Origin of the sequence: Candidatus Palauibacter sp. (genome assembly GCF_965208055.1) — a bacterium.
GTDB lineage: Bacteria > Gemmatimonadota > Gemmatimonadetes > Palauibacterales > Palauibacteraceae > Palauibacter.
On the sequence record NZ_CBDBNY010000004.1, the window covers coordinates 2,972,416 to 2,999,042 of the forward strand.

18 protein-coding genes and 2 pseudogenes are annotated in these 26,627 nt (G+C 62.5%); 8 read left to right on the plus strand and 12 right to left on the minus strand.

Annotated elements, in window-relative coordinates; all coding sequences use genetic code 11:
- Window positions 1-5: 5 nt before the first annotated feature.
- From ACOGXI_RS13190 to ACOGXI_RS13205, 4 genes are all read left to right on the plus strand, one after another.
- The gene (locus ACOGXI_RS13190; RefSeq protein ID WP_419939297.1) at window positions 6-2,516 is read left to right on the plus strand and encodes a S8 family peptidase; all 2,511 of its coding nucleotides are present in this window, start codon (window positions 6-8) and stop codon (window positions 2,514-2,516) included.
- Between the two features lie 285 nt (window positions 2,517-2,801).
- Window positions 2,802-4,124, plus strand: a complete 1,323-nt coding sequence (locus tag ACOGXI_RS13195; RefSeq protein WP_419937292.1) for an IS1182 family transposase — start codon at window positions 2,802-2,804, stop codon at window positions 4,122-4,124.
- A gap of 198 nt (window positions 4,125-4,322) precedes the next feature.
- Window positions 4,323-4,754 (plus strand): hypothetical protein, encoded by a 432-nt coding sequence (locus tag ACOGXI_RS13200; protein WP_419939298.1) that lies wholly within the window; start codon window positions 4,323-4,325, stop codon window positions 4,752-4,754.
- Between the two features lie 1,203 nt (window positions 4,755-5,957).
- Window positions 5,958-7,079 carry a DNA-methyltransferase gene (locus ACOGXI_RS13205; RefSeq protein WP_419939299.1) on the plus strand — a complete coding sequence of 374 codons (1,122 nt, stop codon included), beginning with the start codon at window positions 5,958-5,960 and terminating at the stop codon, window positions 7,077-7,079.
- A 1,473-nt stretch (window positions 7,080-8,552) separates the two neighbouring features.
- Here ACOGXI_RS13205 and ACOGXI_RS13210 read toward each other — a convergent pair.
- Complete coding sequence (locus ACOGXI_RS13210) at window positions 8,553-8,999, minus strand: hypothetical protein (protein ID WP_419939300.1); 447 nt, start codon at window positions 8,997-8,999, stop codon at window positions 8,553-8,555.
- Between the two features lie 686 nt (window positions 9,000-9,685).
- Window positions 9,686-11,008, minus strand: a complete 1,323-nt coding sequence (locus ACOGXI_RS13215; protein ID WP_419937292.1) for an IS1182 family transposase — start codon at window positions 11,006-11,008, stop codon at window positions 9,686-9,688.
- A gap of 57 nt (window positions 11,009-11,065) precedes the next feature.
- Between ACOGXI_RS13215 and ACOGXI_RS13220 the strand changes: the two genes are divergently transcribed.
- Window positions 11,066-13,285 (plus strand): DEAD/DEAH box helicase, encoded by a 2,220-nt coding sequence (locus ACOGXI_RS13220; protein ID WP_419939301.1) that lies wholly within the window; start codon window positions 11,066-11,068, stop codon window positions 13,283-13,285.
- Between the two features lie 114 nt (window positions 13,286-13,399).
- Here ACOGXI_RS13220 and ACOGXI_RS13225 read toward each other — a convergent pair whose 3' ends face one another.
- The 6 genes and pseudogenes from ACOGXI_RS13225 to ACOGXI_RS13250 all read right to left on the minus strand — a co-directional run bounded on the left by ACOGXI_RS13225 (window position 13,400) and on the right by ACOGXI_RS13250 (window position 17,874).
- Window positions 13,400-13,993, minus strand: coding sequence for an exonuclease domain-containing protein (locus ACOGXI_RS13225; protein WP_419939302.1), 594 nt, complete (start codon window positions 13,991-13,993; stop codon window positions 13,400-13,402).
- A 4-nt stretch (window positions 13,994-13,997) separates the two neighbouring features.
- Window positions 13,998-14,774: a hypothetical protein gene (locus ACOGXI_RS13230; protein WP_419939303.1), complete on the minus strand. Its 777-nt coding sequence runs from the start codon at window positions 14,772-14,774 to the stop codon at window positions 13,998-14,000.
- 359 nt (window positions 14,775-15,133) lie between these two features.
- The gene (locus tag ACOGXI_RS13235; RefSeq protein ID WP_419939304.1) at window positions 15,134-15,664 is read right to left on the minus strand and encodes an ATP-binding protein; all 531 of its coding nucleotides are present in this window, start codon (window positions 15,662-15,664) and stop codon (window positions 15,134-15,136) included.
- Window positions 15,661-16,440, minus strand: coding sequence for a DDE-type integrase/transposase/recombinase (locus tag ACOGXI_RS13240; RefSeq protein WP_419939305.1), 780 nt, complete (start codon window positions 16,438-16,440; stop codon window positions 15,661-15,663). Before ACOGXI_RS13240 ends, ACOGXI_RS13235 begins: the two co-directional genes overlap by 4 nt.
- Window positions 16,441-16,480: 40 nt before the next feature.
- A pseudogene (locus tag ACOGXI_RS13245) lies at window positions 16,481-16,678 on the minus strand (hypothetical protein); the annotation flags it as partial.
- Window positions 16,679-17,031: 353 nt separating this feature from the next.
- Entirely contained in the window at window positions 17,032-17,874 is an 843-nt protein-coding gene (locus ACOGXI_RS13250; RefSeq protein ID WP_419939306.1) for a hypothetical protein, read from the minus strand.
- A 113-nt stretch (window positions 17,875-17,987) separates the two neighbouring features.
- On the opposite strand from ACOGXI_RS13250, the pseudogene ACOGXI_RS13255 reads away from it, so the two are divergent.
- The 3 genes and pseudogenes from ACOGXI_RS13255 to ACOGXI_RS13265 all read left to right on the plus strand — a co-directional run bounded on the left by ACOGXI_RS13255 (window position 17,988) and on the right by ACOGXI_RS13265 (window position 21,329).
- Window positions 17,988-19,220 (plus strand): annotated as a pseudogene (locus ACOGXI_RS13255) (IS256 family transposase).
- A gap of 283 nt (window positions 19,221-19,503) precedes the next feature.
- A complete protein-coding gene (locus tag ACOGXI_RS13260) occupies window positions 19,504-20,508 on the plus strand; it encodes a hypothetical protein (protein WP_419939307.1) in 1,005 nt (334 codons plus the stop codon).
- 584 nt (window positions 20,509-21,092) lie between these two features.
- Window positions 21,093-21,329, plus strand: coding sequence for a hypothetical protein (locus ACOGXI_RS13265; RefSeq protein WP_419939308.1), 237 nt, complete (start codon window positions 21,093-21,095; stop codon window positions 21,327-21,329).
- A 223-nt stretch (window positions 21,330-21,552) separates the two neighbouring features.
- On the opposite strand, the gene ACOGXI_RS13270 is transcribed toward ACOGXI_RS13265, so the two are convergent.
- The 4 genes from ACOGXI_RS13270 to ACOGXI_RS13285 form a co-directional block, all read right to left on the minus strand.
- Window positions 21,553-22,614: a DUF3644 domain-containing protein gene (locus ACOGXI_RS13270; RefSeq protein ID WP_419939309.1), complete on the minus strand. Its 1,062-nt coding sequence runs from the start codon at window positions 22,612-22,614 to the stop codon at window positions 21,553-21,555.
- A gap of 140 nt (window positions 22,615-22,754) precedes the next feature.
- Window positions 22,755-23,615, minus strand: coding sequence for a GIY-YIG nuclease family protein (locus ACOGXI_RS13275; protein ID WP_419939310.1), 861 nt, complete (start codon window positions 23,613-23,615; stop codon window positions 22,755-22,757).
- Window positions 23,616-24,725: 1,110 nt separating this feature from the next.
- Complete coding sequence (locus tag ACOGXI_RS13280) at window positions 24,726-25,595, minus strand: DarT ssDNA thymidine ADP-ribosyltransferase family protein (protein WP_419939311.1); 870 nt, start codon at window positions 25,593-25,595, stop codon at window positions 24,726-24,728.
- An 86-nt stretch (window positions 25,596-25,681) separates the two neighbouring features.
- Window positions 25,682-26,599, minus strand: coding sequence for a macro domain-containing protein (locus ACOGXI_RS13285; protein WP_419939312.1), 918 nt, complete (start codon window positions 26,597-26,599; stop codon window positions 25,682-25,684).
- Window positions 26,600-26,627: the final 28 nt, after the last annotated feature.

The window sequence follows — 26,627 nt, forward strand, 5'->3', positions numbered from 1 at the left end:
CCACAATGGCGAACGGAAACGATGGGCGGAATCGGCACTTCATTCTCGAAGGCGTAACAGAAACCGAGGCGTATCGGTATCCAGGTGGTGGTGGTGGGGATGGCCCGGAGATTCCCGAACGCGACCGGAGCACCCACGCCGCGGCGCTCCGAGGGCAACTGAGCAAAGTTCGCGCAACTGCCGAGGCCACTGCGGGTGCCCAGCGGGACGCCGGCATGGAAGAGGGTCTCGGACTTCAAGTCGAATTCGAGAGTTTCTCGGAGTTGGAGCTGGCGTTCGAGAGTTTGGCTCGAGAGAACCAGGGAATCGAGTTGCTGAATGTTCGCCGTGGGAAAGAAACCACGCGCGCCACGGTTTTTGTGCCCGACGGCAAGCTCGATCACTTCGAGAACTTGATCGTAGCCTATCTGGAGCGCCGCAAAGATTCTCGTGATTATCCTCGAGACAACAGGCGGCTGCTCGACACCATCCAGCAGATCCGGGCGGCCAGTCTTAGGGCGCTCTGGACCGATGACGATGAAGCGTTCCCCACGAATGAGGGTGAGCCGGTGTGGTGGGAAATCTGGCTAACCGTCAGGGGGAATCGACAAGCAACGACCGATGCGTTTCGCGAGAGAGCCGGTCTCCAAGGCATGCGCGTGGCCAAGGGAGAGCTGGGGTTCCCGGAGCGTACCGTCCTCTTGGCGCGTGCCTCGGTGGAGCAGCTGCGGGCGTCCATGGTCACACTGAACAACATCGCCGAACTGCGGCGCCCGAAGGAGACGGCGGAGTTCTTCGATTCCTTACACCCTTCGGAGCAACAGGAATGGCTCGAAGACCTCTTGGCCAGGACTCGCTATCCGGACGGTGACGAAGATGTCCCCTATGTCTGCTTGCTCGACACGGGCGTCAATCGTGGTCATCCGTTGCTGTCCCCCGCGTTGGCCGTCGACGACCTGCACACTGTGGAGCCTGGTTGGGGAACCGACGACGGCGACGGTCACGGAACGGAAATGGCAGGACTCGCTCTGGCCGGGAACTTGACGGAAGTGCTCGCCGGAAGCGGTCCGGTCGACTTCGGGCATCGGCTCGAATCGGTGAAGCTACTCCCGCACGATGGCGCGACTGGTACCGATCCGGAGCACCACGGATACCTGACGATCGAAGCTGCTGCTCGACCCGAAATCACCGCTCCGAGCCACAGACGAGTGTTCGGCATGACCGTCACGGCTCGAGACAACCGCGACCGAGGACGGCCGTCTGCGTGGTCATCGGCCCTCGATGCATTGGCGGCCGACTCATCCGCACGCGGTGGCCATCCGCGGCTGCTCGTCGTATCGGCGGGCAACGTCAACGACCCCATGGCGTGGAGCAACTATCCGGCAAGCAACGACTCGGACGGTGTGCATGATCCGGCCCAGGCCTGGAACGTGCTGACGGTGGGCGCGTGCACTGACTTGGTGCGCGTAACCGGACCGGGCACCAGCGGATACGCACCTATCGCCTCGAAGGGGGGTTTGAGTCCGTATAGCACCACATCTCTGCCATGGGAAAGGCACTGGCCGCTGAAGCCGGATATCGTGATGGAAGGTGGGAATGCCGCACGTGACTCCCTGAGCGCGGTGCCGCTCCCGAGCCTCAGCCTCTTGACGACGAGCCACCGCCCTGCGGAGCGAGCCTTCACCACGGCTCACGCCACCAGCGCATCGTCCGCGCTCGCTGCCCGCTTGGCAGCCAGGGTGATGGAAGCATATCCGGGCCTCTGGCCGGAGACGGTTCGCGGGCTGATCGTGCATTCCGCCGAGTGGACCGACGCGATGACGGACGCGTATCTGCCCGCAAGCCAGAATCGATCGAAGGGAGACTACCAGAAGCTTCTGCGTCGCTGCGGCTTCGGAGTACCGGATCTGGATCGCGCCCTCTGGAGCGTCGCCAATTCTCTGACCATGGTGGTGGAAGAGACCCTGGTCCCCTTCGAGCGTGGCAAGTCGGGAAACGTGGTGACTCGGGAAATGCAGCTCCACAATCTCCCGTGGCCACAGGGGTCCCTTGAGGAGCTTGGCAATACGCCGGTCGAGATGCGCGTGACCCTCTCGTACTTCATTGAGCCGAATCCGTCGCGGCGAGGAGTCCGATCACGATACCGATATGAGTCGCACGGTCTTCGCTTTGACGTGAAGCGACCGCTCGAAACCATCGACTCATTCCGCGGTCGAATCAGTGCCGCGGCCCGTGACGACGAGTATGCCAGCGGCACGAGCGGTGACGATCCGGCGTGGCTGATCGGTACGCAAAGCCGCCATCGGGGATCCCTTCACGCCGACATTTGGCGTGGAACCGCAGCCGATCTTGCCAGTCGGGGAGCTATCGCGGTGTATCCCACGGCCGGATGGTGGAAGACGCGTTCGGCGCTAGGGCACTACGAACGAGCGGTGCGGTATTCCCTGGTGGTCAGCATCCGGGCGCCTGACGTTGACGTGGACCTCTACGCCGAGGTCGCGAACCAGATTGATGTCGGCGTGCCGGTCGAGATTTAGAGATTCCTCGCTGACGGAGAGGGTGTCGCACTACGCACGCCGAGACGTCACCCTGAGGCTCCCGCGGCTACGTGGGCGAGGACGACCCCATGGACCGACTGCTGTGGCACTTCCTGCCAACCGATCAGGAAGGCTCGCCGGACCCTCCCCTAGGAGCTTGCGCCGTAGAAGCCGATGGTGCGGCGCGGTTCGGCTGGCTATGGTGATGCCGTGCTGTGACGGGTTCACGTTCGGCGCGGGGAGTTGGCGATGAGTGCGAGGTCTCTACCGTACGATCCGGAGAGGATGAGGACGAGGTTCCGTCCGTACGATCCGGACCAGCAGTTGCTGCTGCCTCAGGATCTTCGTGAGTGGGTGCCGGCGGGGCACTTGGCGCATCATGTGAGCGATCTGGTGGACGCGGCGGACCTGTCGGCTTTCTACGCGCGTTACGAGGGGGACGGGCGGCGGCGGAGTCCGTACGATCCGCGGATGATGGTGAAGGTGCTGGTGTACGGGTACGCGACGGGGGTGTTTTCGTCTCGGAAGCTGGCGCGGAAGCTGGAGGAGGACGTGCCGCTCAGGATGCTGGCGGCGGGGAACTTTCCGGCGCACCGGACGCTGTGCGAGTTCCGGAAGAGGAACCTGAAGGCGTTCGGTGCGTTGTTCGCGGAGGTGGTGCTTCTGGCGCGGGAACTGGGTCTGGCGGGGTTGGGCCGGGTGGCGGTGGACGGGACGAAGGTTCGGGCGAACGCGAGCAAGCGGAAGGCGATGAGCTACGGGCGGATGGGTCCGGAGGAGGCGCGCCTGGAGGCGGAGATCGCGGAGTTGCTGGCGCGTGCGGAGGCGGCCGACGCGGAGGAGGACGAGCGGCACGGGGAGGACGTTCGGGGCGACGAGCTGCCGAAGGAGTTGAAGCGGCGGGAGGACCGGCTGGCGGCGATCCGGGCGGCGCAGGCTCGTCTGGAGGCGGAGGCCCGCGAGCGCGACGACGCGCGGGGCCGGGAGCCGGAGTGGGATCGCAACCCGAAGGGGGGGAGTCCGTACAAGCTGGACTACGGGGAGCCGGAGGCGGACTCGCAGACGAACTTCACGGATCCGGAGAGCCGGATCATGCGGACGAGCACGGAGGGCTACCAGCAGTGCTACAACGCGCAGGCGGTGGTCGACGGCGAGAGCCAGCTGGTGTTGGGGGCGGAGGTGACCGACAACGCGAGCGACCAGGGGCAGTTGGTGGAACGGGTTGACGAGGTGTCCGGGCGGTTGGGGGAGACGCCGGGCGAGGTGCTGGCCGACGCGGGCTACTCGAACGAGGAGGACCTGGCGGCTCTGGATGCGCGGGGGATCGACGGCTACGTGGCGCTGGGCCGGGAGGGCGGGGCGGCCGCGGAGCCCGACCCGGAGACGTGCCCGGCGAGGGCGCGCATGGCGAAGAGGCTGAAGACTCCGGAGGGCCGGGCGGTGTACGCGAAGCGCAAGTGGATCGCGGAGGCTCCCATCGGGTGGATCAAGGAGGCGATGGGGTTCCGGCGGTTCAGCATGAGGGGCCTGGAGAACGTGCGCGGCGAGTGGGATCTCGTGTGTCTGGCGCTCAACGTGCGGCGCCTCCACATCCTTCGGGCCGCGTGAGGGGCCGGAAACCCGTGTCGGGCGTTCCCCGGGGCACAAGAAGGGGTCCGCGACCCCGCCCGAACGCCGCCCGCCGGGCCGTCTCCCCGCCAACAACGCGTTCCCGCCCGGAAAACGACCGATACTTCGGCTCGCGGGACCCCGCGGGCGGCATCCGATCGCTTCCGCCGCGCTCCTGCGGCGCAGGCTCCTAGGTGAGTGGCGGTCCAGGAACTCGTCGGTGTGCTCGGGAAGGAGCAGGTTGTCGGCGATCGCGGCGATCTCCTCGGCTTCGCGCCACGCTCGCTCCAACTGCGCCAGTTCGCCTTCGAGCGCGCGCCGTTCCTGCTCTTCGTGCAGCGCCATCTCCAGCGCGAGGCGCGTGGGCTTGGGCATCTTGCGGACCCATCCGGGCCCGGACAGCCGGACCTTCTTCCCGCGCCCGGGCGCAGGGAGTTCGCGCGCAGTGGTGGCGGACCCTCGCTCGGCGGAATCGGCGATGAACCGATGCGGGTCGCCGTGGGATTCGATCCGGGACACCGCTTCCCGGATGTGGCGAGCCGCGGCGCCGGCGCCATTGACCAGGGGAAGGAGAGCGTTGATGGCCCGCCCGGCATCGTCGCCCTCGAACGAGTCCGGGCCTTTCCGTGAGAGCGGTCCGTGGTGGATCTCGACGCGAAAGCCGGATTCGTCGTCGTCGGCCCGTATCCGGGCGAATCGGGTGACGTGCTCCCGTGCGAGCTCGTATCGCGTGCCGTCGGAACGCCGGAACTCCGCTACGTTGGCCCGCCTGTTCAGCAATCGTTGCACCGTCGCCAACGCCAGCCCTGCGCCGGCGCCGCTCAGCGCGGCTGCGCCAGCTCCCGCGACCAACCCGCCCGTCACCAGGTTGATGGTCGCGTAGGTACCGAGGTTCGCCGCCACCCCCGCCGACCCGGCCGCGATCCAGCGCCGGCGCCGACGGCGGAACTGGTCGCCGTAGCGCCAGGCGGCGAACTCGGGGCGGAGGGGCTCGCCGATGCGGACCAGTTCGAGGCCCTCGGTGTGCCGGGCCAGGCCGACGTTCTCGGTGGAAGTGCGGATCCGCGTCGCGCGGAAGAGCCTTTCGCAGGTCTCGACGGCCTCCCAGCGCTCTTCGAGGGGGGTGAGGTTCCAGCGCTCACAGCTGCGGCAGACCACCCAGAGGCGACCCTTCGCCGGATCGAAGGCAAGGCGACGGCCGACGGGGAAGGCCTCCACGACCTCGTTCGAGCCGAGGGGCTTCTTGCAGAACATGCAGGTCCGGTACACGGCGGTCGGGAACGCTCGGATTCAGGGGAGTTCGAGGGGGATCATGTTGGCCATCGCATCCTGCAACGGCAACGGGGCAAGCACATAACGACCATCGTGACGAGAAGACGATCATCCTCGCAATCCAACGCCTCGATCATTGCCCCGATGGGATCGAAAGCCGTCAGGTCAATGCCCTAAGGCTCGAGGCGTTGCTCCGGCTGTTCTGAAGGTCCTCGCAGGCTGTCGGCGATAAGCTGCACAGGAGGAGGGCGGCGGCAGACGAGCGGGAGGTCATGGCTTCGCCCACGTCGGGCTCAGGTGGCGATGAGCAAGTGTCGTCTCGAGGAGAAGCCTATTGGGCGCCGTGGCGGCGGGCATGGGCCGGCGTGGAGTCGGTGCCAGCCAAGGCGCACATGTCCCGTTACTGACCGCTCCTGGAACGGATCCACAAGGATGGGAACAGGCGACGACAGGAGAAGTTTGGGACCACCCAAACACGAGAAGGGTCGACGACGGAGCACCCAACAAGTAGAATGCCCTCGCGGGATCCATCGACGAGCAACTCTAGAGGCGGCTGCGACCATGAGTCAGAACCAATCAGCGAAGCAAATGATCGCACCGGCCGTGATCTACCGAAGTGACGCTCGATCTCTCCCGTTGGCGTCGGAATCGATAGACCTTGTGGTCACGTCGCCTCCCTACTACAAGACACGCGATTACGGTCTCGATCTTCAGATCGGACAAGAGAGCAGCCCGGAAGAGTATGCGCAGGAGATGGCAAGGGTACTGAGCGAAATGAAACGCGTTCTGAAACCGTCCGGCTCAGTGTTCATGAATATCGGTGACACCTACAACGGCCACCGCAGCCTAGCAGGGATTCCGGGTGCCATCGAGGAGGTAGCACGCGGCCAGAGATGGAAGGTCCGGAACCGCATTGTATGGTCCAAGATCAGAGGGATGCCGACGCCGATTCGAAACCGCCTTCCGACGCGACATGAGTACATACTTCATTTGACCAAATCAACGAAGTACTTTTACGACCTTCATGGCTACTCGGAGTACCTAGGCGAAGGCGCCGCACCAAGTGACGTTTGGGAGTTTCCACCTTCCGGTCACAAAAAAGATCACTTAGCCCCGTTCCCCAGCGAGCTTGCAGAGCGTGCCATCATTCTGGCCTGTCCACGCGCGGTCTGCCCGTCATGCGGGTGTCCTCGAGAGCGACAAATGAAGAAGACAACGTCTCTCAATCTTAACCGACCCCAGGCACGGCGAGCTCAGGCGCTGGCCGAGGCGGTAGGTCTGACCACCGACCACATCGCAGCCATCCAGGCAACCGGCATATCAGACACCGGCAAGGGGCGCCAGATCCAAGGACAAAAAAACTCAGCGTCCGTACAGCGTCTCGCATCCGAAGCGAAGCAACTCCTAGGAGGTTATTTTCGCGAATTCACTTTTCCGCGATGGGAATCTGCCGGGTACACTTCATGCTCCTGCATGGCGGGATTTGTACCCGGACTTGTGCTCGACCCGTTTGCCGGTTCAGGTACTACACTCGAAGTTGCGATCACGCTCGGTCGTCGGGCGGTCGGCGGTGACATTGCCGCCGTGCCGGTTTCGACCTTAACGAAGAACGGAGTTGAGCCGCCATGGTCCGGCGATGCTAGCTGTGGCCCGATCCGGGGGGGAAACGGCGCGAGGTGTTGACGGTCGATGCGTCCAGGTCTGCCCCCAGATGGAGCATGCACTCGATCGGCATTCCTTGAATTGCTGTAAGGCAGCTCCACCCATGGCCCGACGCTCCGAATGGCCTCTCTAACCACCTCGTCATCAATGGAACTCAAACCTCCTCGACTCACCAAGCGCGCCATCTCGCTGTTCTTCCGAGTAGGATGCGAGAGGCAACTCTTGCTCTACCTCTACAGTGACGACGCAAGGTCCGCCCTACAAATGCCTCCTCGCCAGAGTGGACGGGCTGGGCTCGGCTTGGTTGGTCGGCACGGGCTCCAGTGGCAAGCAGACAAAGTCCGGGAGCTTGAGGGCGCCTTTGGTGCTCCAAACGTGATCCGACGCCCCGGTAGGGACAAGGCTGGAGGGATCCCGGAAACACCGCTGGACTCCGTCTTGGCCTCCCTAACCGACTACCAGTTCCTGGTTGAAGGAAGCTTTTCCGCTAACACCCGCGCCTTTCGAGACGCCGTTGGAATGTTGGCCCTGCAGGATCTCAACGGCCTGACGCTCGATCTTGGGGAGATGCGACCGGACCTGATCCAAGTACTGCCACGCCTTAGCGAACACCAGGTCGACTGGACAGACCTGCCAACCGCCTACTGCGAGGAGATTCTCCCGAGTGGGCGCACTCGTCAGATTGACCCTGCCCACGACTCCCGTGTCCGTCTACGTGTTGCGGACATCAAGATGACGAGCGAGCCGGGTGCTCACTACTTCGCTGAGGTCGTCCTCTATTCGATGGCGTTGGCCGGATGGTTGGAGGATCAAGGCCTGTCGAACGACTACCTAGTCGTGGCGGCTCCTGCCGTCGTCCCCGGGTCGCTGGAGGATTCCGATCTCATCACCCAAGCACTACGGTGGCACGGAACGGGATACGTCCCGACCGCTGCCGAGCTGAGCCAAGTCTTCGAGGGTGACTTAGAGATCGCGCCGGTAGAAGCATTTGCTCCCCGCCTCCGACATCTTATTTCCAGTACTCTTCCGAGGCTCCTCAAGACGCCGTGGACAGATACCGCATACCATGTTGATTATCGGTGCGCCGGATGCGAGTTCCTGGGCGACCCTTACATTCTAGACAAGAACCGTCACCCTACCCAGGATCCGCTTCACTGCTGGCCGAATGCCGCACAGATCAACCACCTCTCTCGTGTGTTTGGCCTTTCCAGGGGTAGCGTGTCAGTCCTTGAGGACCATCAGGTCGCCGACGTGGCGGCGCTGGCCGGAATCGATGAGAACCACGCGGCTTTGTCGGACCATCAGGGCCTCCGAGCGAAACGCACGGTATACCCGTCGCGAGCCGATGCGTTGGAGCAGGTCACCTCCACCATCATCCCGGACAGCGGGGGGGATGCCCTCATGCCCAGATGGCCTGACCTCCATGTCTATGTATTCGTCGACTACGATCCTGCCACCGCCATGACGATCTCGTTCGGGCTTAGGGCGTTCTGGCTAGAACCCCGTCCTTACGGGTCGGAACTTGAGCGCCAGACTCGACGCTGGGGTCGACCGAGCGGCGATACGGAAGTGTTCTTGGTAGACCGCCGCGGCGTAGCCAATGAATGGCGCGAGTTCCGAAACTTCCTTCGCCAGATCAAGCGTATCTTCCGCGAGGTACAGCGCCAGGATCAGGCCGATGAAGCTGCGGAACGACGGAATCGCAAGACACGCCGCAGCAGCTATCAGATCTACCTGTGGGACGATGCCCAACGACGGCACTTGGTCCGACTGGTTTCGCGCTACCTTCCGAAGATTCTGGCGGACAAGGAACTCCGGGTGCTCGCGTGGTTGTTCCCTCCTCCCGAACTCCTCACCAACGCAGAGGACGCAACGAGGCGCAGCCCGTTCACCCTCGTGTACGATGTCGTACGAAACACTGTCGCACTGCCGAACCCTCACCACTACACACTTATGGACGTGGCGAGCACGCTCAATGACACGCCTGTGACTTCACCGAGCGTGCACCCCCTCTACAGCGATACGCTGAGCAACCTGCTGCCACCTGAGCGGATCCACGAATTCTGGCTAAAGCGCGGCAGCTGGCAGGAAACTCAAGCCCTCATCGTGGAGACGGCCGAGAAGAAGCTCCGGGCTCTCGGGCTCGTCGTCACCACCCTAGAGCGACGGCTGAAGGATGAACTCAGCCGGCTCAGCGCTCCTCTGATACCAACGCCACCAAACAGGACGGCCGGACTAGCACCGGTGAGCCACCTCTGGCTCGAATTCACTCACTTAAACGGTGCTCTCGCGTCGCTAGAGGCAGATCGTATACGCGCGATGCCTCCACACGAGCGAGAAGCCCGATTCAGGTCAGCACGGCTATTGAGGTGCCTCGAGGGAACGGAGCGCCGGGATGCCCTTCCTCACCTTCAGCGCGTGGCCCCCACTCCGCTAGGAGCCTGCGCCGCAGGAGCGCGGCGGAAGCGATCGGATGCCGCCCGCGGGGTCCCGCGAGCCGAAGTATCGGTCGTTTTCCGGGCGGGAACGCGTTGTTGGCGGGGAGACGGCCCGGCGGGCGGCGTTCGGGCGGGGTCGCGGACCCCTTCTTGTGCCCCGGGGAACGCCCGACACGGGTTTCCGGCCCCTCACGCGGCCCGAAGGATGTGGAGGCGCCGCACGTTGAGCGCCAGACACACGAGATCCCACTCGCCGCGCACGTTCTCCAGGCCCCTCATGCTGAACCGCCGGAACCCCATCGCCTCCTTGATCCACCCGATGGGAGCCTCCGCGATCCACTTGCGCTTCGCGTACACCGCCCGGCCCTCCGGAGTCTTCAGCCTCTTCGCCATGCGCGCCCTCGCCGGGCACGTCTCCGGGTCGGGCTCCGCGGCCGCCCCGCCCTCCCGGCCCAGCGCCACGTAGCCGTCGATCCCCCGCGCATCCAGAGCCGCCAGGTCCTCCTCGTTCGAGTAGCCCGCGTCGGCCAGCACCTCGCCCGGCGTCTCCCCCAACCGCCCGGACACCTCGTCAACCCGTTCCACCAACTGCCCCTGGTCGCTCGCGTTGTCGGTCACCTCCGCCCCCAACACCAGCTGGCTCTCGCCGTCGACCACCGCCTGCGCGTTGTAGCACTGCTGGTAGCCCTCCGTGCTCGTCCGCATGATCCGGCTCTCCGGATCCGTGAAGTTCGTCTGCGAGTCCGCCTCCGGCTCCCCGTAGTCCAGCTTGTACGGACTCCCCCCCTTCGGGTTGCGATCCCACTCCGGCTCCCGGCCCCGCGCGTCGTCGCGCTCGCGGGCCTCCGCCTCCAGACGAGCCTGCGCCGCCCGGATCGCCGCCAGCCGGTCCTCCCGCCGCTTCAACTCCTTCGGCAGCTCGTCGCCCCGAACGTCCTCCCCGTGCCGCTCGTCCTCCTCCGCGTCGGCCGCCTCCGCACGCGCCAGCAACTCCGCGATCTCCGCCTCCAGGCGCGCCTCCTCCGGACCCATCCGCCCGTAGCTCATCGCCTTCCGCTTGCTCGCGTTCGCCCGAACCTTCGTCCCGTCCACCGCCACCCGGCCCAACCCCGCCAGACCCAGTTCCCGCGCCAGAAGCACCACCTCCGCGAACAACGCACCGAACGCCTTCAGGTTCCTCTTCCGGAACTCGCACAGCGTCCGGTGCGCCGGAAAGTTCCCCGCCGCCAGCATCCTGAGCGGCACGTCCTCCTCCAGCTTCCGCGCCAGCTTCCGAGACGAAAACACCCCCGTCGCGTACCCGTACACCAGCACCTTCACCATCATCCGCGGATCGTACGGACTCCGCCGCCGCCCGTCCCCCTCGTAACGCGCGTAGAAAGCCGACAGGTCCGCCGCGTCCACCAGATCGCTCACATGATGCGCCAAGTGCCCCGCCGGCACCCACTCACGAAGATCCTGAGGCAGCAGCAACTGCTGGTCCGGATCGTACGGACGGAACCTCGTCCTCATCCTCTCCGGATCGTACGGTAGAGACCTCGCACTCATCGCCAACTCCCCGCGCCGAACGTGAACCCGTCACAGCACGGCATCACCATAGCCAGCCGAACCGCGCCGCACCATCGGCTTCTACGGCGCAAGCTCCTAGCCCGGTCCGATGAGCTGCTTGTTTACCAGCTGAGCCCCGACTCGCACGAGTTCAACGCAAGACCAGGAGACTTCGGATACGCGATTGTTCCCGACGCCCATTCCAATTTGCTGGACCAGCATCCTTACCCTCTAACAAAGGACACCAGCATCCAAGCATGGGGTAATACCGTCGCAGACGCCAACCTGACGGCTGTGACGATTGAAAGCATCGAGCGTCAGCGGGGGCTTATTGCACTCCGCCCGGACTCACGAAGCCGGTTCGCCGAACTGACAAGTGAGGCCGGGCTTTCATTCGCCGGTTCATGTACCCTTGATCGCGTAGAGAGGGACTACCTTACGAAGAAAGTCAGGCTCACTCTGCGCGGAATAGCAAACCCATCGATTGCTCAGCCTGACCGGCGCATGCTGGAGGCCTTGGGGCTTCCGTCCGGGACGACGGCGGGCACGAGCCCACTCACTCCGGCGGCAGAGGTTCTTTGGGATGGGTCGCGCTTGCAGAAGGCACGAAGCGGCAGGGCCGTCGCACCACTTCGGAAGAGTTTCGAGCCGGCCCTTCGCGACGTTGGCAAGGTCCTCATGGATGACCAGTGGAGCGCCTTGGCGACCGCTCTGGATCGCCAACTTACTCTCGTCTGGGGTCCACCCGGGACGGGGAAAAGCTACACACTTCGGGCCATCATCCTCGGCGCGGTGCTGGACGCAGCGAGCCGCCGCCAGCCACTACGGATCCTGGTATCCGCCAACACATACCCGGCGGTCGACAACATTCTCCTTCGGCTTCACGACGATCTCCGCGAACTCCGTTCGGTTGGAAGTTGGCCGTGTACGCTGCATCGGATTCAGAGCGATAGAAGGCCGGTCGAGCACGATTTCGATGGCCGGTATCGCATGGTCGAGAATGTGCTACTGAATCGAGTCAAACCGTCCGCGGACGTGCGAGCCCTACTACGATCGCTTGACGAGCCGGACGGCATCACGATCGTAGGCAGTCCTACGCAGCAACTTCACAATCTCGCGATCGCCGGGCTGACAAGTCCCCCGGCGAGTGCAACTCAGCGAGAGTGGTTCGATCTTATCGTTCTGGATGAAGCCTCACAGGTAGACGTAGCGAACAGCACACTTGTGTTCTCGAAGCGGGCCGAGGGGGGCACATGCGTGTTGGCGGGGGACGACCTTCAGCTACCGCCCATACATCCCGCCACCCCACCCCTCGATCTGGACAACGTCGTCGGCTCCATCTACAACTACTGTCGGCATCACCTCCGCGTACAGCCGGTCCCACTGAACGTCAGCTTCAGGTCTAACTCCACGCTCATCGCCTTCACTCGCGAAGCCGGCTACCAGCCTAAGCTGAGAGCCCACTCTCCTGATCTGCGAGTCCGTCTAGGCAAATCCGATTCGAAGGCTCCAGCAGAATGGCCTTCTGATCTAACCTGGACTCCGGACTATGCGAAGATCATGGATCCGGCCTACCCGATCACTTCCATCGTGTACGAGGATCGCCGTAGCGGTCAGGCCAACCGATTTGAGGCGGAGAGTATCGTCTCGTTGGTGTGGTTGTTCCGACAGGACCTACTCTACGGGCTGGACGGCGAACTCGATCCGCTCGGGATCAAGATCCAAGACGGACGATACAGTGATCCAACGACGCCGCAGCCTGCCCAATTCTGGCGGCAATCACTGGGAGTCGTCGTCCCGCACCGGGCACAAATGGGGCTAATCGTTGCGCAGCTTCAATCGATGTTCCCGGACGAGTCGCCAGATCTCATACGCGGCGCTGTGGACACCGTCGAGCGGTTTCAGGGTCAACAGCGCGACATCATTCTCGCGTCGTTCGGCATCGGGGATCCCGACGTGATCGCGTCCGAAGAGGAGTTCCTCTACAACCTGAGACGTTTCAACGTCATGGCCTCCCGAGCCCGAGCCAAGCTGATCGTCTTCTTGACCGAGTCTCTTATTGAGCATCTGTCGAACGATCAGGACGTGCTCGAGGAGTCGTTATTGATAAAGCGGTTTGCTGAGCAGACCTGTACCTCCGCTGGGACCGTGACGCTGTATGAGTCGGGCGAAGCAAGGACCTGCGACCTTCGAAGAGCTCCCTGGCCGGGGCCTGCCGCTACCGCCGTCATTCACTCCTGAGCGAGTCACCGGTCACGTCCTGTGGTTGAACATAAGGGCAAACACGCGGCGAGTTCGTTGCGCCTCTCGCCCATTGCTCCCAGGGACGCTCAAAGGAGCTTGGGGCACAGCAACCTAACGGAGGGCCTGATTCACGGACGCCCGGTCCCATAGTTCTAATACGCGGATGAATAGCTTCCGCGTCGCCATAGCATCTCCGAGAGCTGTATGACGCGCAGAAGCTGGGGGTCTGATGTCGAAGTACCGAAACGCACCCTCCGATGACAGGGCATTTTTGGGGATCACGCCAGACAAATGCAGCAGATATAGGATCGTGTGAGTGTCAATTACTCGGTGCGATATCAATGGCAGTTGATCTAGGCCGGCCCGGAAGGCCAGTTGCCGGAGGAAAGCAACATCGAAGCCAACGTTATGGCCCACCACGGTTATTTGGTCTCCAAAAGCAGTTTCGATGTAGGAGGAGAGCGCCGCGCATGCGTCGTTGGCGGACAGACCACATGCTTCCCAGGCGGGTCGCGACTCTTCAAAGTACCCGGCGGCAGTCCTCTGCCATTCGGGCTCGCCTTCGTTAACGTAGAGTTCTAGAGAAGATTTCGAAGGGTCCACTGGTACAAAGGCGAGTGACAAGATCTGGTGTCGAAAGGGGTTGATGCCGCTGGTTTCGACATCAATTGCCACCAGTTTCTGGAGGGAGTCAGTTCTCGTCATGTGCTTATTCTGCGTGTTCTTGCGTGCGCAACGCAACGTAAGTCTCCGTGATGAGGTAATTCCCCCACAGCGTCCAGTTGTACAGGTAGCTCGACGAGAACCCCCAAACTGCCGAAAGTGACCCTGCCACAAGTGCAATTGTTGCGAGCCAATGAGGTTCGGGGGCCTGTGGGCCGTTGACCCATCCCGAGATAGCGCCCGAGACTGCGACAACGACGGTCGCCCAAAACGTCAAAGCGGCAGAAACCGCCAGGGAACGATGCAGCGTGTACTTGTTTTGATATGTAGTCACTAAAGATGGAATCCGCTGCTGCAACAAGTACGTCTTTGCGGCCGGGTAGAAGAGGGACCACGACAGGTCAAGCTTTTTGCCGAGGAGTTGCTCTCCAGCCCACTTCCACGCTGGTTTGAGCCTCAAGTCATAAGAAGGCTCTTGCTTTGGAGGCCGAAAACAAAGCGTCTCCAGGAGATGGTCCCAAAAGCCCACCCGCTCATGACGCTTTCCCCGGCGGGCCATCCAGGTAAGGAAGTGGCCAACTAAATACGCGAGGGCAATCATCAGCAGAACGCTCATGAACGCGGACCACTCGATCGCCTGCTTTATTGAGTCGCGTGCGTCGGACAAGGTTAACGTAGGGACCGCACGGCAGGTCACCCACGGAACCACGTCGGCTGCAGCAACCCAGAGCAGAGACCACATGAGTACGGCGAGGGTGCCAGGCAGGAGGATGCCGAAAAACTCGTATCCGAGGTTCGTGAGCTTTCGGATGAGGGCATCCATGGGCTAAGCCCTCTGGGTCCCATCATTAAGGAGGCGGACGAGGTTCCGACTTCTTCGTCGAGGCGAGAAGTCCCGCTTGCAAGGCACTCGGTGGGGCTCACCGTCTAGATGGACGCAGAGCTTCTCGCGCCATGTGGGCGAGGAGATTGACCGGCGAGGCTGAACCAACTCGCGGATCGAAGCGACGTATTCGACAAAACTCTTCAACTTGCGGTGTGCCCTTCGCTGTTCCTCCCGCAGCCAGGAGTCCGGCTGGTCATCACCTTCCAACGTACCTAGAGGCACCCCCACACGCCAAGTTGTCAATGGGTATCGAAAGTGTCTCACATCGAGCGAAGGTGGGCGGGGTCCTACGGCGGTCACGAGGTTGACGCTCCTGGCGGGGAGACATCGGGGGCGCCGCCGGGGTGGATGGCCTTGGAGAGATCGGCGCGGCGTCGCATGCGGTAGCTGTTGCCGCGGACCCGGTCCCACTCCTCGAAGCCCTTGCTGGAGGTGAGCAGGGTCGAGGCGTGCTCGTAACGCCGGTTAACGAGCTGGAAGAAGAGGGGGGGGCCGCTTTGGGTCACCGGGAGATAGCCGATCTCGCTGACGATCAGCAGCGCCGGGTGGGAGAGGGTCTTGAGGCACCAGTTGAGGTTGCCGGCGGCCCGGGCCTCCTCGAGGGAGTCGATGAGTTCGGCCAGGGTGTCGCCCAGGGTCTTGAGCGCGGGGAGTCGGCTGGTGCGCAGCGAGATCTGGGCGGCGAGGAGCTTCTCCATGGCCTCGGCGGCGGTGGTTCCGCCCCCATCCACGCCCGCCAGGACGTCGTCGAGCGCCTCCAGGGCGCCGGGCAGCTTGAGATCGGCGAGCTGGGCCGCGATGCGCTCCCTGCGGGAGGGCCGCTTCACGACACCCCGCCTGCGATCTTCGCGTACTCGGCCAGCGGACGGCGCTCGACCTCGACGATCTTCGGCGGTGTCGCTTCACGGGTCGTGGAGTCCTCCGGCTGCGGCGGCGCGGCCAGCGACCGGTAGGGCTGCGCGGCCAGAGGCGTGAGGTAGGGCCGCTCCCGCTCGAAGCGGTCGGCGGGCCGCTCCTTCAGCGTGCCGTGGATCCGCACGTTCGCCTCGTCCTCGACCCAGCGCCGGGCCCGGGCGTTGAGGTCGGCGTCGGAGACGAACTCCGTCTGCGCCCGGTACGGACGGCAGGCCCGGATCTGGAAGCCCCAGTGATGGCTGAAGCGCAGGAACTCCCCGTTCTCCAGCAGCCGACCGCCCTCCGCGCGTCGGTCGGCGGTGACCACCGCCTTCATCCGGTCGAACAGAAGCTCCGACGGCACCCCGCCGAAGTAGACGAAGGAGGACTCCAGACCCCGCATCACGACCCGCATCGTCTGCCGCTCGTAGTAGCCGAGCCACATGAGACGCGAGTAGCCCAGCACCACCACCAGCGCGTGCCGCCTGCCCCACGGAAGCCGGAAGTCGGCGAAGTCCACCTGCCCCTGGTGGCCCGGAGGCGTCTCGAAGCGCCTGACCGGCTCCTCGGGCTCCCGCGGCCGCACCTCCCGGAACAGCCATACCGCGCTCAGCTTCGGGTACGCGACCAGACGGGCCCCGATGATCCCCTTGTACGGATCCAGCTTCGACGGCGACGGGCCGCTGCGGTCCGCACCTGACCGCCTCATCGTCCAGTTCCCGGTCCAGCTGTCCCGAGGCGATCCAGCGGTCCACCGTACGGCGGCTGACCCCCAGCCGCCGCGCCACCTCCGACTTGCTCGCGCCCTCCTCCAGGTAGTGCCGCGGAAGCACCCGCGTCTCTCTCCCGATCATCGCGTCTTCTCCTCTTGCGAGTGAAGACGCCATCGTGACGCGGCACGATCCGCTACTCCAGAAACTCCCCGGCACCCACCCGGACCGTGCCATTTTCGATGCCCGGATGTGTGCAGTTTTCAACGCCCGCCGACACTCACGGCGGTGCGGCTGCTGGCGGAGATCCGCGCGGCGGGATACCGCGGCGGTTACACCTCACGGGCCAACCCCTCGGCCAGCTAGGGGGGCTTCTCGGTCTGCGACGTTCAAGACCTGGGCTCTAGCGATTCCCCACCTTGCCGGTCGGCTGCCTTTCAGGAAACTCGTGACAACGCTGGGGAAGAGGGACGAGCGCTTCGTCAAAGGTGTTTGGGGTCGCATCTCGTACCCGCCAGAATTCGCGAGGCCGGCTTCAATCGCCGTCTCGGAATCACGTTCGGCATGTCCCGACAAGGCGCCTCCTCCTCCTACTTCAACGGCCAAACCTTACGACCCTTCAAGACGTCATCCGCGACCGTATAGGTCTCGAGATGTTCCCATAGCCCGAAAAAAGCATGGATCCGGTGCGTGTAGCATGCCTGCTGCGCCAGTTTCGACAAGAGGTCGGACAGCCAACGGACGACGGTTAGAGCATGAAATCGGCCAAATTTCTGAACCACCCTCGCTTGAGCCGTGAGAAGCGACGCCGTGCTCGCATCCTGCATAATATCGCCCGACTCGGTGGTCTGAAGGACCATGGCAAACGGAGATGTGACTTCCTGTACCGCCGCCGCGTTCGCTTCAGCACGGGTCTGAATGGGTTGTCCCTTGTAGTGAGGTTCGAGGATCAATGTTGCGACCTCCGCCCACCAGCGCGCGATCGGCTCTTCTTTGGAGAGACTCGGATTGCCGAGTGCCGCAAAATTGGCATAGCGACCACGGCGGGCATCCGCGAACGCATCAAGGCTATCAATGATCTTGACGCTGATTGGATCGGTTGGACGGTCGTACTTCAGCCTCACGTCATGTCTCGTTTCGATTTCCGCGGCAGCGTCGAAAAGCCGCACTAGCTTATGTCCGTACTCCTTGACCATGTTATCACTTGGCATTGTGCCGTCGTTGGAGATCGCGTGGTCCACGACGAGGACTAGCTTCGCTAGCCGCTCTAGTCCAACGGATAAACCGAAAAACGCAATATAGTATTCACCCATATTATCTCCGTAGCCAGCCCGTCCGAGGCTGGTCGCACCGACGCCGAGCAAATGACGCACAAGCTTTGTCTCTCGACCAATCGAGTGCCACTCCGGTATACTGAAAGGGTTGTCAGTCATCGCAGCTCTCCAAGAGGTAGGACCAAAAGGTGTGTAAGAAGCGAGGCGACGTACCTTTCAGCGGACCAGTAACAGCGGATCCGGGGTGAGGCCCGGAGAAAGGACGTCGCCTCATGGGCAACGATACGCGGGAGAGGTTCGCCGGGCCAGCGTGGGATACGCCGGAGGCGTGGGTGCGCGAGCAGGCGCGGGACATGATCCAACAGGCGCTGGAGGAGGAGGTCACGGAACTCCTGGGCCGGATGAAGTCGGAGCGGCGGGTGGCGGTGGACGCGCCTCCGGGCTACCGGAACGGGTACGGCAAGCCGCGCCGGCTGGCGATGAGTTCGGGGACGATCGAGGTGAGGCGGCCCCGGGTGCGGGGTCTCGAGGAGCGGTTCGAGAGCCGGGTGCTTCCCTTGTTCCAGCGCCGGACGCGGGAGGTGGGGGAGCTGATCCCGGAGCTGTACCCGCACGGGCTGGCCGAGGGCGACTTCGAGCTGGCCTTGCGGGGCCTTCTTGGCGACGGGGCGCCGTTGTCGAAGTCTTCGGTGGGGCGGCTCGGGGCGAAGTGGACGGCGGAGCACGAGGCGTGGAGCCGCCGGCCGCTGGACGACCGCGAACTGGTGTACGCGTGGGCCGACGGGATCTACGTGAAGGCGGGCCTCGAGAAGGACAAGGCGGCCCTGCTGGTCGTCATCGGGGCCATGAGACGGGACGAGGGAGGTGCTGGCGGTCGCGCCGGGCTACCGGGAGTCGGTCGAGTCGTGGTCGGCGATCTTGAGGGACCTGAAGGCCCGGGGCCTGGGGACGCCGAAGCTTCTGGTCGCCGACGGGAACCTGGGATCCGGGGCGCGGCGCGGGAGGTGTGGCCGGAGGCCGCCGAGCAGCGGTGCCGGAACCACAAGACGGCCAACGTGCTGGACCGGCTGCCGAAGCGTGAGCGGGCCGTGGCGCGGGAGATGCTGCGGGCGGCGGCGTACGCGCCCTCGCGTGCGGCGGCGAAGGAGGTGCGCAAGGCGTTCGCCGGCCGCTACGGGGACGCCCGGGCGAAGGCGGTGGAGGTGCTCGAGGACGACTGGGACCGCATGACGGCGTTTTACGACTTCCCGGAGAAGCACTGGCGGCGCCTGAGGACGACCAACGTCGTGGAGAGCCCGTTCGCCTCGGTCCGGCTGCGCACGACGGCCGCGAAGCGCTTCAAGCGGGTAGACAACGCCGCCGCGCTGATCTGGCGGCTGCTGATCGTGGCCGAGAAGCGGTTCGGGAAGCTCAATGCCCCGGAGCTGCTGCGGGACGTGTGCGAGGGAAGAAGGTTCGAGGACGGAAAGCCCGTCCCCGAGGGTCAGGAGAGGATCGCCGCCTGACGACGTTTACACACCTGTTGACCCGACCTCGAAATTCGCCGCGTCAAGCCGCCGAGACACCGGGGGCTCCAGGCCGGCGAAGTTCGCTCCGTTGGTCGCCGAGCTTCACGACCTGCCGAAGCCTCAGGCCCGGTCCCGCGCCGCCCGACCGACCGTGGATCTTGAAGCTCCTTCCGCCTTGGGTCATGCTTGCCTCGGCGGGTCAGGATGTTTCGTGGCTGTCGGAGTTCCAGGTGGCGACGGCGTGGCTGTGGGGCCTTCACCTGCTAACTGAGGAGGGATGATGAGTGAGATCCAATGCCCCTGGTGCAGTACGACCTGTAATGCCGGCGGCAGTGGGCCGCATCATTTCTTGGTTAGATGCGATGTGTGTGGCCAGTTCGAGCTTGAAGGATTCTTTGAGCCAGCGGACGCGTCGCAACACCTGACCCCGATGCAACGCGTCTCGCTTTCACATTATGCTCGCACCAAATGGGACGTATACGCTTCTTGGCTCGAAAGAGTGCCGTACGAAGACACGCCCCAGCCACAGGCCGCGAAGATAACGCCCGATGTCGTGACTCGAGCGCGAAACGGAGAGTTCCTCGCAAGCCGCGCGCAACAGGCCGACAATGCGATCAGGCACATCGGGGACCGGGTGCTACAAGACGGTTCACCCGCGACGATCCCTTATGACGCGAAGCCGTTCGCGGCCGCCATCGGAGCGCCGAACAAAGCGAGTGTACTGCAGCTCATGGGCGAACTTGAAGAGCACAAAATCGTGTCATGGGACGCTCCGACTGGGGCCTATCCCCCTAGCGCCATCCCCCCTTATTACGCAGACCTTCGGCTCGCTGGCTGGGAGCGGTACGAAGCCATGACACATGGGTCGCATGACGGCGGTTACGGCTTCTTCGCTTGGCAGTTTAGCAGCGAGCACACCAAGCGCGTCTTCCAGGAAGTCTTGAGGCCCAAGTTCAATGATCTCGGCTGCCCGCTCAAGGATCTGAGTGACCTCAGCCAGCCCGGCGTGATCGACAACATCATGCGAGACCGGATCCGAAACGCCTCGTACGTGATCGTTGACCTGACGGACCATAACCGCGGAGCTTACTGGGAGGGAGGCTTCGCGGAGGCGCTTGGTAAGCCGGTCGTGTACATCATGGAACAGGCGGCGTTCGACGAGAAAAAACCGCACTTCGACACGAACCATTGCACGATCGTCTTCTGGGGGAGTGACACTGACGAGGAGTTTGTGGAAAAACTCGTGGCGACGCTCCGGCAAGATCCGGGCGAGATCGGCTTCTAAGTGGGTCCGGTCGGGAAGTCCGTAAGAGCAGGACTGATGTCGTGTGGATTGGCCACCGCCCGGTGCCGGCGCCGCTCAGCGCGGCTGCGCCAGCTCCCGCGACCAACCCGCCCGTCGCCAGGTTGATGGTCACGTAGGTACCGAGGTTCGCCGCCACCCCCGCCGACCCGGCCGCGATCCAGCGCCGGCGCCGGCGGCGGAACTGGTCGCCGTAGCGCCAGGCGGCGAACTCGGGACGGAGGGGCTCGCCGATGCGGACCAGTTCGAGGCCTTCGGTGTGCCGGGCCAAGCCGACATTCTCGGTGGACGTGCGGATCCGCGTCGCGCGGAAGAGCCTTTCGCAGGTCTCGACCGCCTCCCAGAGGCGACCCTTCGCCGGATCGAAGGCAAGGCGACGGCCGACCGGGAAGGCTTCCACGACCTCGTTCGAGCCGAGGGGCTTCTTGCAGAACATGCAGGTCCGGTACACGGCGGTCGGGAACGCTCGGATTCAGGGGTGTTCGACGGGCATCATGTTCGCCCATCGCATCCTGCAGCGGCAACGGTCACGCACATTATGCCGGTGGAAGTCCGAGCCTCCAGGGTTGGCCTTCTTCGAGGAACACGAGGTGAAGGTTCGGACGTTGCTGAGCGACGACGGCGAGAGTTCTGCGGGCGCGGTCGAACGGGTACATCGAGCGCTCCACTGCACGCTCCCGGCCGAGCACCTGAGGGTCACGGAGCAAACGACCTGCCAGGTGTTCGAGAAGGGGATCCGGAAGCTCCGCGCCCGGGAAGACGTCAGCCAGGAAGGAGGTGACGACCGCGGCCTAAAGCCCTGACCTCGGGGAGGCCGGGTGTCAGGTGGTTATCGTACTTGTACATCCAGGAGACCGATCAGACGACGGTCCGCGCGTATCTGCGTCCTTTCATTCGTAACCACGACCAAGTCTTCCTCGTCTGGCAACCTCTGGCCTCAAGACGCCCGGTCCGCCGCGCGCGTCACAACCCGTAGCTACAGCTGACTCCTTCCGCCAGCTTCGGAGAACCGAAGCCGACAGCGTCTCAAGATTCCTCCAGAACAGGTGCCTTACCTGTTACGCGCGCGAATTCCTCCTCGTCCTGCAATTCCTGGCACAGATAATCGACCCAAGCCGTTGTGTACCCGTACCCGTTCGCTAGTTCGTCGTACACGCAAAACTCCGGTCGCGTACGCGCCTTCTCTTCTGCATCGCCAGCCGGTCGAACCCCGTACATCCTCCATGCTTGCGTGTGAGTATGCATATTGACCCTGAACGGGAGACGCTCGCGAAGTCGTTCCACCACCTCCGACGGTTTCAGCAACCCCTCGCTCACGACCGGTACTCGCTTCTCCTTTATCAGTGTAATGGCCTGCTGCAACTTCTCCATCGCTTCGGGTTTCGTCTTGTCGTAGGGTACCCACTCCACTGCGAGATCCGCGTTCCGCTCTCGTACTGCCAGCTTAGGAAGTAGAAACACTCTCATGGAATAAGCCGAACTCTCGAACACACCTGGAGCTAGATTGGCCCGAAAACGCTCGATGAACTCAAGCACGTCTTTCGCCTGCGAAGTCTGGAGTCGGCGCAGCGCCTCCTGTTGTGCTTCGGGGCGCAAGGCCGAGAACTGAAGCGATACGGCAAGTTGCCCTCCAACGGCTTGGGTTTCGCCGAACTCTTTCGTCAACAGCTCCTCGAAGTTCATGAGCATGGCTTGGCATTCGCCGTATAGGGCTGGATCAAGCTCAGGATAGTACCTGTGTTCGATCTTGTTTCGGAGCGCTAGCATGAACTGTAAGTTCGCCCGCTGAGGAGGATTCATATCGCCATAGTATTGTCTCAGGCATTCGCGCAATTCCCAGTGGCAGGGTTCGCCATCAATTCTCTTGTATCGTATTTGACGACCGGTGCCCGGCTGACGGTACCAAGGTTTTTGACGGCGTCGATAAAAGAACGCGTGGAAGAGAGATGTCCATGCCACGGTCATGAGCATCGTGTAAGTGCGCGTCCGAAACGCCGTCCCAGGTCTGTTGTAGTTCTCTACCGCCGCAAGGCACGCTGATCGAGCCTTCTCCAGATGAGCTACGACGGTGCGAGCTAATCGAGGCATGAGCTCAGCTCCTGGTAATGCGACATGATCGGATCGTATATAGGCGCGCCGTGGATGGAGATCATCGGCACGCGTTTCATGAGCCCTGGTCGGCGGAGAGCAGTTCGAGATCGGCTAAGCGAATCGGGATCCATTAGCTATCAATCTGCAGTTGCTCCCTCCCTGTTCGCCTTCAGCGACCGTCCTCTTTTGTCCTTCCATTCGTCCAAACCGTTTGACGATCTGCCAGCGCACACGCTGGAAGCCAGAGACGGGGAGTTGAACAGGTGGTCCTCCGCGAAACGCAACCCTTTCTCATCTTCCGCTAATATCCCACTGTCGATGAGGCGTTGTCGCATGGTATACGAATTCGGAAAGTGCTTCTTCAACGAGGGCGTGGACGTTCTCCGCGCCCGTGAGCCCTTCCTTACCATGAAGCCGGTGCTCGTCTCAAAACCCGAGGCGTCACACTGCTTCACCTTCAAGTAATAGAGATCGCGGTTAGTAGAAGACTCGAGTGGCACGAACGCATCAACGCCGAGAACAGGTAGCAGTGACAACACTTCATCGAGATATCCCTCCATCTCGGCTTGATCGGCCTCCGAGAGCCCAGGGCGCTGCTGGTCGACGCTGTTCTCCAGACGGCACCGCTTATACAACCGAGCCAACTCCAGCAGCCGAGCCTCGAGGTATTTTACTTCCGCCTTATTCTTCGGCGTTCCGGTAGTAGTGAAGACGATGACCTGCTGCCAGAAATCCCTCGTACTGTAGTGCTGATCTAGGCGAGCGCGGACCGTCTCAGCTTCACCCACGTAAATGCTGGGGCGATCGTCGTCACCGGGACCAATCAGAATGTAGACGCCGCTTCTCGAAAACTCGTCGCGTTTTTTCACTCTCGGATATGCGCCCCGGGGACAAACGATTCCTTGTCCGATCCAGTTGGATTTCTCGACGAGTCGCAGGCCGTCGGGCCGACCGTCGGCGACGAAGATTTGAATCTTGAACGGACGCGGGCCGGTCATCTCACCACCTTCCTCGGCTTGAAGGCGCGCTACCTATGGGGTCCGTGTCTCGGAACGTCTCCCATCAACGGAAGCGGGATTGGCTACTGACTTAGGAAGTTCCACCAGATTCTGCAACCCTTCAACGGTGTAGTCGTAGTTGCACGCCTTGAGGTACGCGCGGCGATCTACCTGAGTCTCGTCGATCGACTCGTGCCGGATCGTCGCCCCAGTCCCCTTGGCGGGCTGTAGGAGATCAGGCCCACGCGTGGGGCGACTGCAACGGATGTGGTGGAGGCGGTCGGGGTGGCGATGGAGGACGGCCACGGGAGCTATCCGGCTGTGGCGCGACACGTCAGCCGTAAGCATGGGAAGCCGCGGCTCCGAGCGGTCAGGCGTCTGGAAGACGCCTCCGGGGGCTCGTGGCCAGGATATAGAACTTCGATCGATCAGCCGAGGGCTGGAAGGGTCAATCGAAGCCCTCCAAGGTCTTGCCGACCGGCCGCCGTGTGAGAGGGTGGTGTGAGCGGAAAGGCCGTGAGGCGGACCTGACCAAGCGAATGAGTACGGACAGAGGTCAGTGCTCTTGTTCCGATCCCTTCCGGTCTTCGGCACGTTTCCTTGCTTGTTCCTGCCAGAACTGGACCAGCCGAGCTTGGTTCATACGGTCCGTGGTAGAGTACTTGGCTCCGTATGAGAACAGCGAATCGCATCCCTCGCAGTGCCAGAAGAAGTTCGACAGACCCTTCACGTTCCCGAGCGTCCTCTCCTCGCAGTACGGACATCTGATGCGGCCTTGGTCGTCGCGAGAACTCGGGACACGACGGTCGGCGTCGCCGGCACGGGAAATCTCGCGGAGCACCAATCGCTCATACATGAGTGTCATAGCAAATCCTATTCCAGGTTGTTTGTAGAGCGTTGCTGCTCTGCATCCATGCAGGATGCCGGTTGTAAGCCCGAGATGCTAGCACGGGACGTCAGCGCGTCCCGGTCCCACCCCAGCTGTACCGACCGTCGTTCGCTCACCGGTGTCGCCCTCCCTGAATCCCCCTGACCAACCTCGCCGCACCACAACTCTAAGTTAGCACATCGTCCCCCCTCGAAGATGGCGTTGCATGCAATTTTCCGACCTCAAAACGGTGAGTCATCAAGTATCACTCTTCCACGGAACGCAAGACAATTCTCCATGTACACTGACACATGCACTGCGTCTTGCGGCTCGCGAAGCCGGAAGGTCTTGCGAGCCGTGTTGTCAGTAAATCGTCCCTCCCAACTCTTCGGTCGCGACGCGCCGTCAACATGAACCTCAACCAATCCTCGGCGCCCAACGAGCTTCCTGCTGAACTCGACATCTATCAGTCGTCTCCCTCGACCTGATACATTGAGTATGTAAGGATACCGTCCGAAAAAAAACCCGGCAAAGCCAGTTCGGATCTTCTTCGCCCACACGGCGTCAACGCCATCAGCTAGTCCATCCATCAAGGTCACGCGCTCACCAAGACTACGGCAAAAGATACCTCTCAACACTGGATGGATTGGTAGACTACCAGGAATCACGACCTCTGCGCCTCTCGCCTTCTTGGCCACATCTGATCGCGGGAGCCCGTCCCCGTACACATCTCGCCACGGGATAGTCTTCATGAAATAGTCGCGCCTGTCGCTGTGCCCATGTCTATATGACGCCAGCGTCCCGCTGGAGAAGCGTGCATCATCCCGCCCCACAACTTTAACAAGATCAAAAACGAAGAACACTGGCACCGGGCAATGTCCGCTCCCTCTCTCCGCGGGTGGTTTAATGCCCTCGTTAACGTATTGAGTAGGTGTCCTCGGTCGAAAGTAAAGCCGTACGAAATCCAGGTGATCCTGATTGGTCCCGGCGATGATCGCCAGATTCGCGTTCTCGTGGACCATCAATCCGCGAGCCTTTGCGCCAGCACGGGAGTAAAGTACGCCGCCATTCAGGATGTTGATGGCGTTACTGACGTCCGTGTAGTGGTACAAGAACCGAGGCCACCATGGCCGACCTTGCTTCTTCAACTGCTCTTCCCACCGAACAACGTGATCTCGCAAATCCTCCCGCCAGTCCTTCATCCGACCGCCGATGCGAGCTCTGTCTGAGTATCACGTCTATGCGAGCCGCTAAACTGCAACTGCAAACCCTGAGTCTGTCGCCGTATAAAATCCTCATAATCCTCACTGAGCGTGACGCGGGAAACGTATGGGAGTTGTGCCAGAAGGGGAAAAACGAGCGAATACTCGCGACCGATACGCCCGGGAGCGTCACGGGAGAGTACCGTGCCTGTATTGTTTAGACGATACCATAGAGATCGGACATCTTCTGCAGGTATATGGACGCGAGAGCCAGGGGTTCGGTCAAACACCAAGTTGTTATCCGTGACATCGGTGAGCTTGAAGCGCGACTTGGATGTGAAGGTTCGCAGATCTAGATCGTCTTGACGCAGCTGGAGGAGATGATGCCATAGGTCATCGAATGATGCCGGGGGATGAAAGGATGAAAACAAATCTATGTCCTTATGCGCGGACATAACATCGGATGATTCGTGGCGCCGATGTACGTATACCGGAATCGGTAAGGAGCGGAGGTAGTGTTCCATCAACGGTCGCACCTGCGTGTCGAAATCCAATCGTCCGTTCCCGCAGCCGAGAAGGGGAAACGAAAGCGAGTCGATTCCTCGATCCTGATACGTAACTATCAACTTCTCGAGCCCCGCACGGATGTATTCAATCTTCGATGGAGATCGCCAGTGCGCCTTGGTCGGAAAATTCAAAACCCACCGCCCAGGGGTGCGATATAGCCACAACTGTCCGACGCGCAAACGGCCAGCGTTACAATGATCACGATAAAGGTTGTACATATCGGGATACCGTTTCTTGAACTCGAGCGCAACGCCTTTCCCCATGACGCCAACTGTGTTCACGGTGTTTACCAACACACGTGCCGACGAATCGAAAAGCGGACTATCAACGTACCGAAGCAAGGTCACAACTCCTGCTGTAGGATTGAGTATGCCA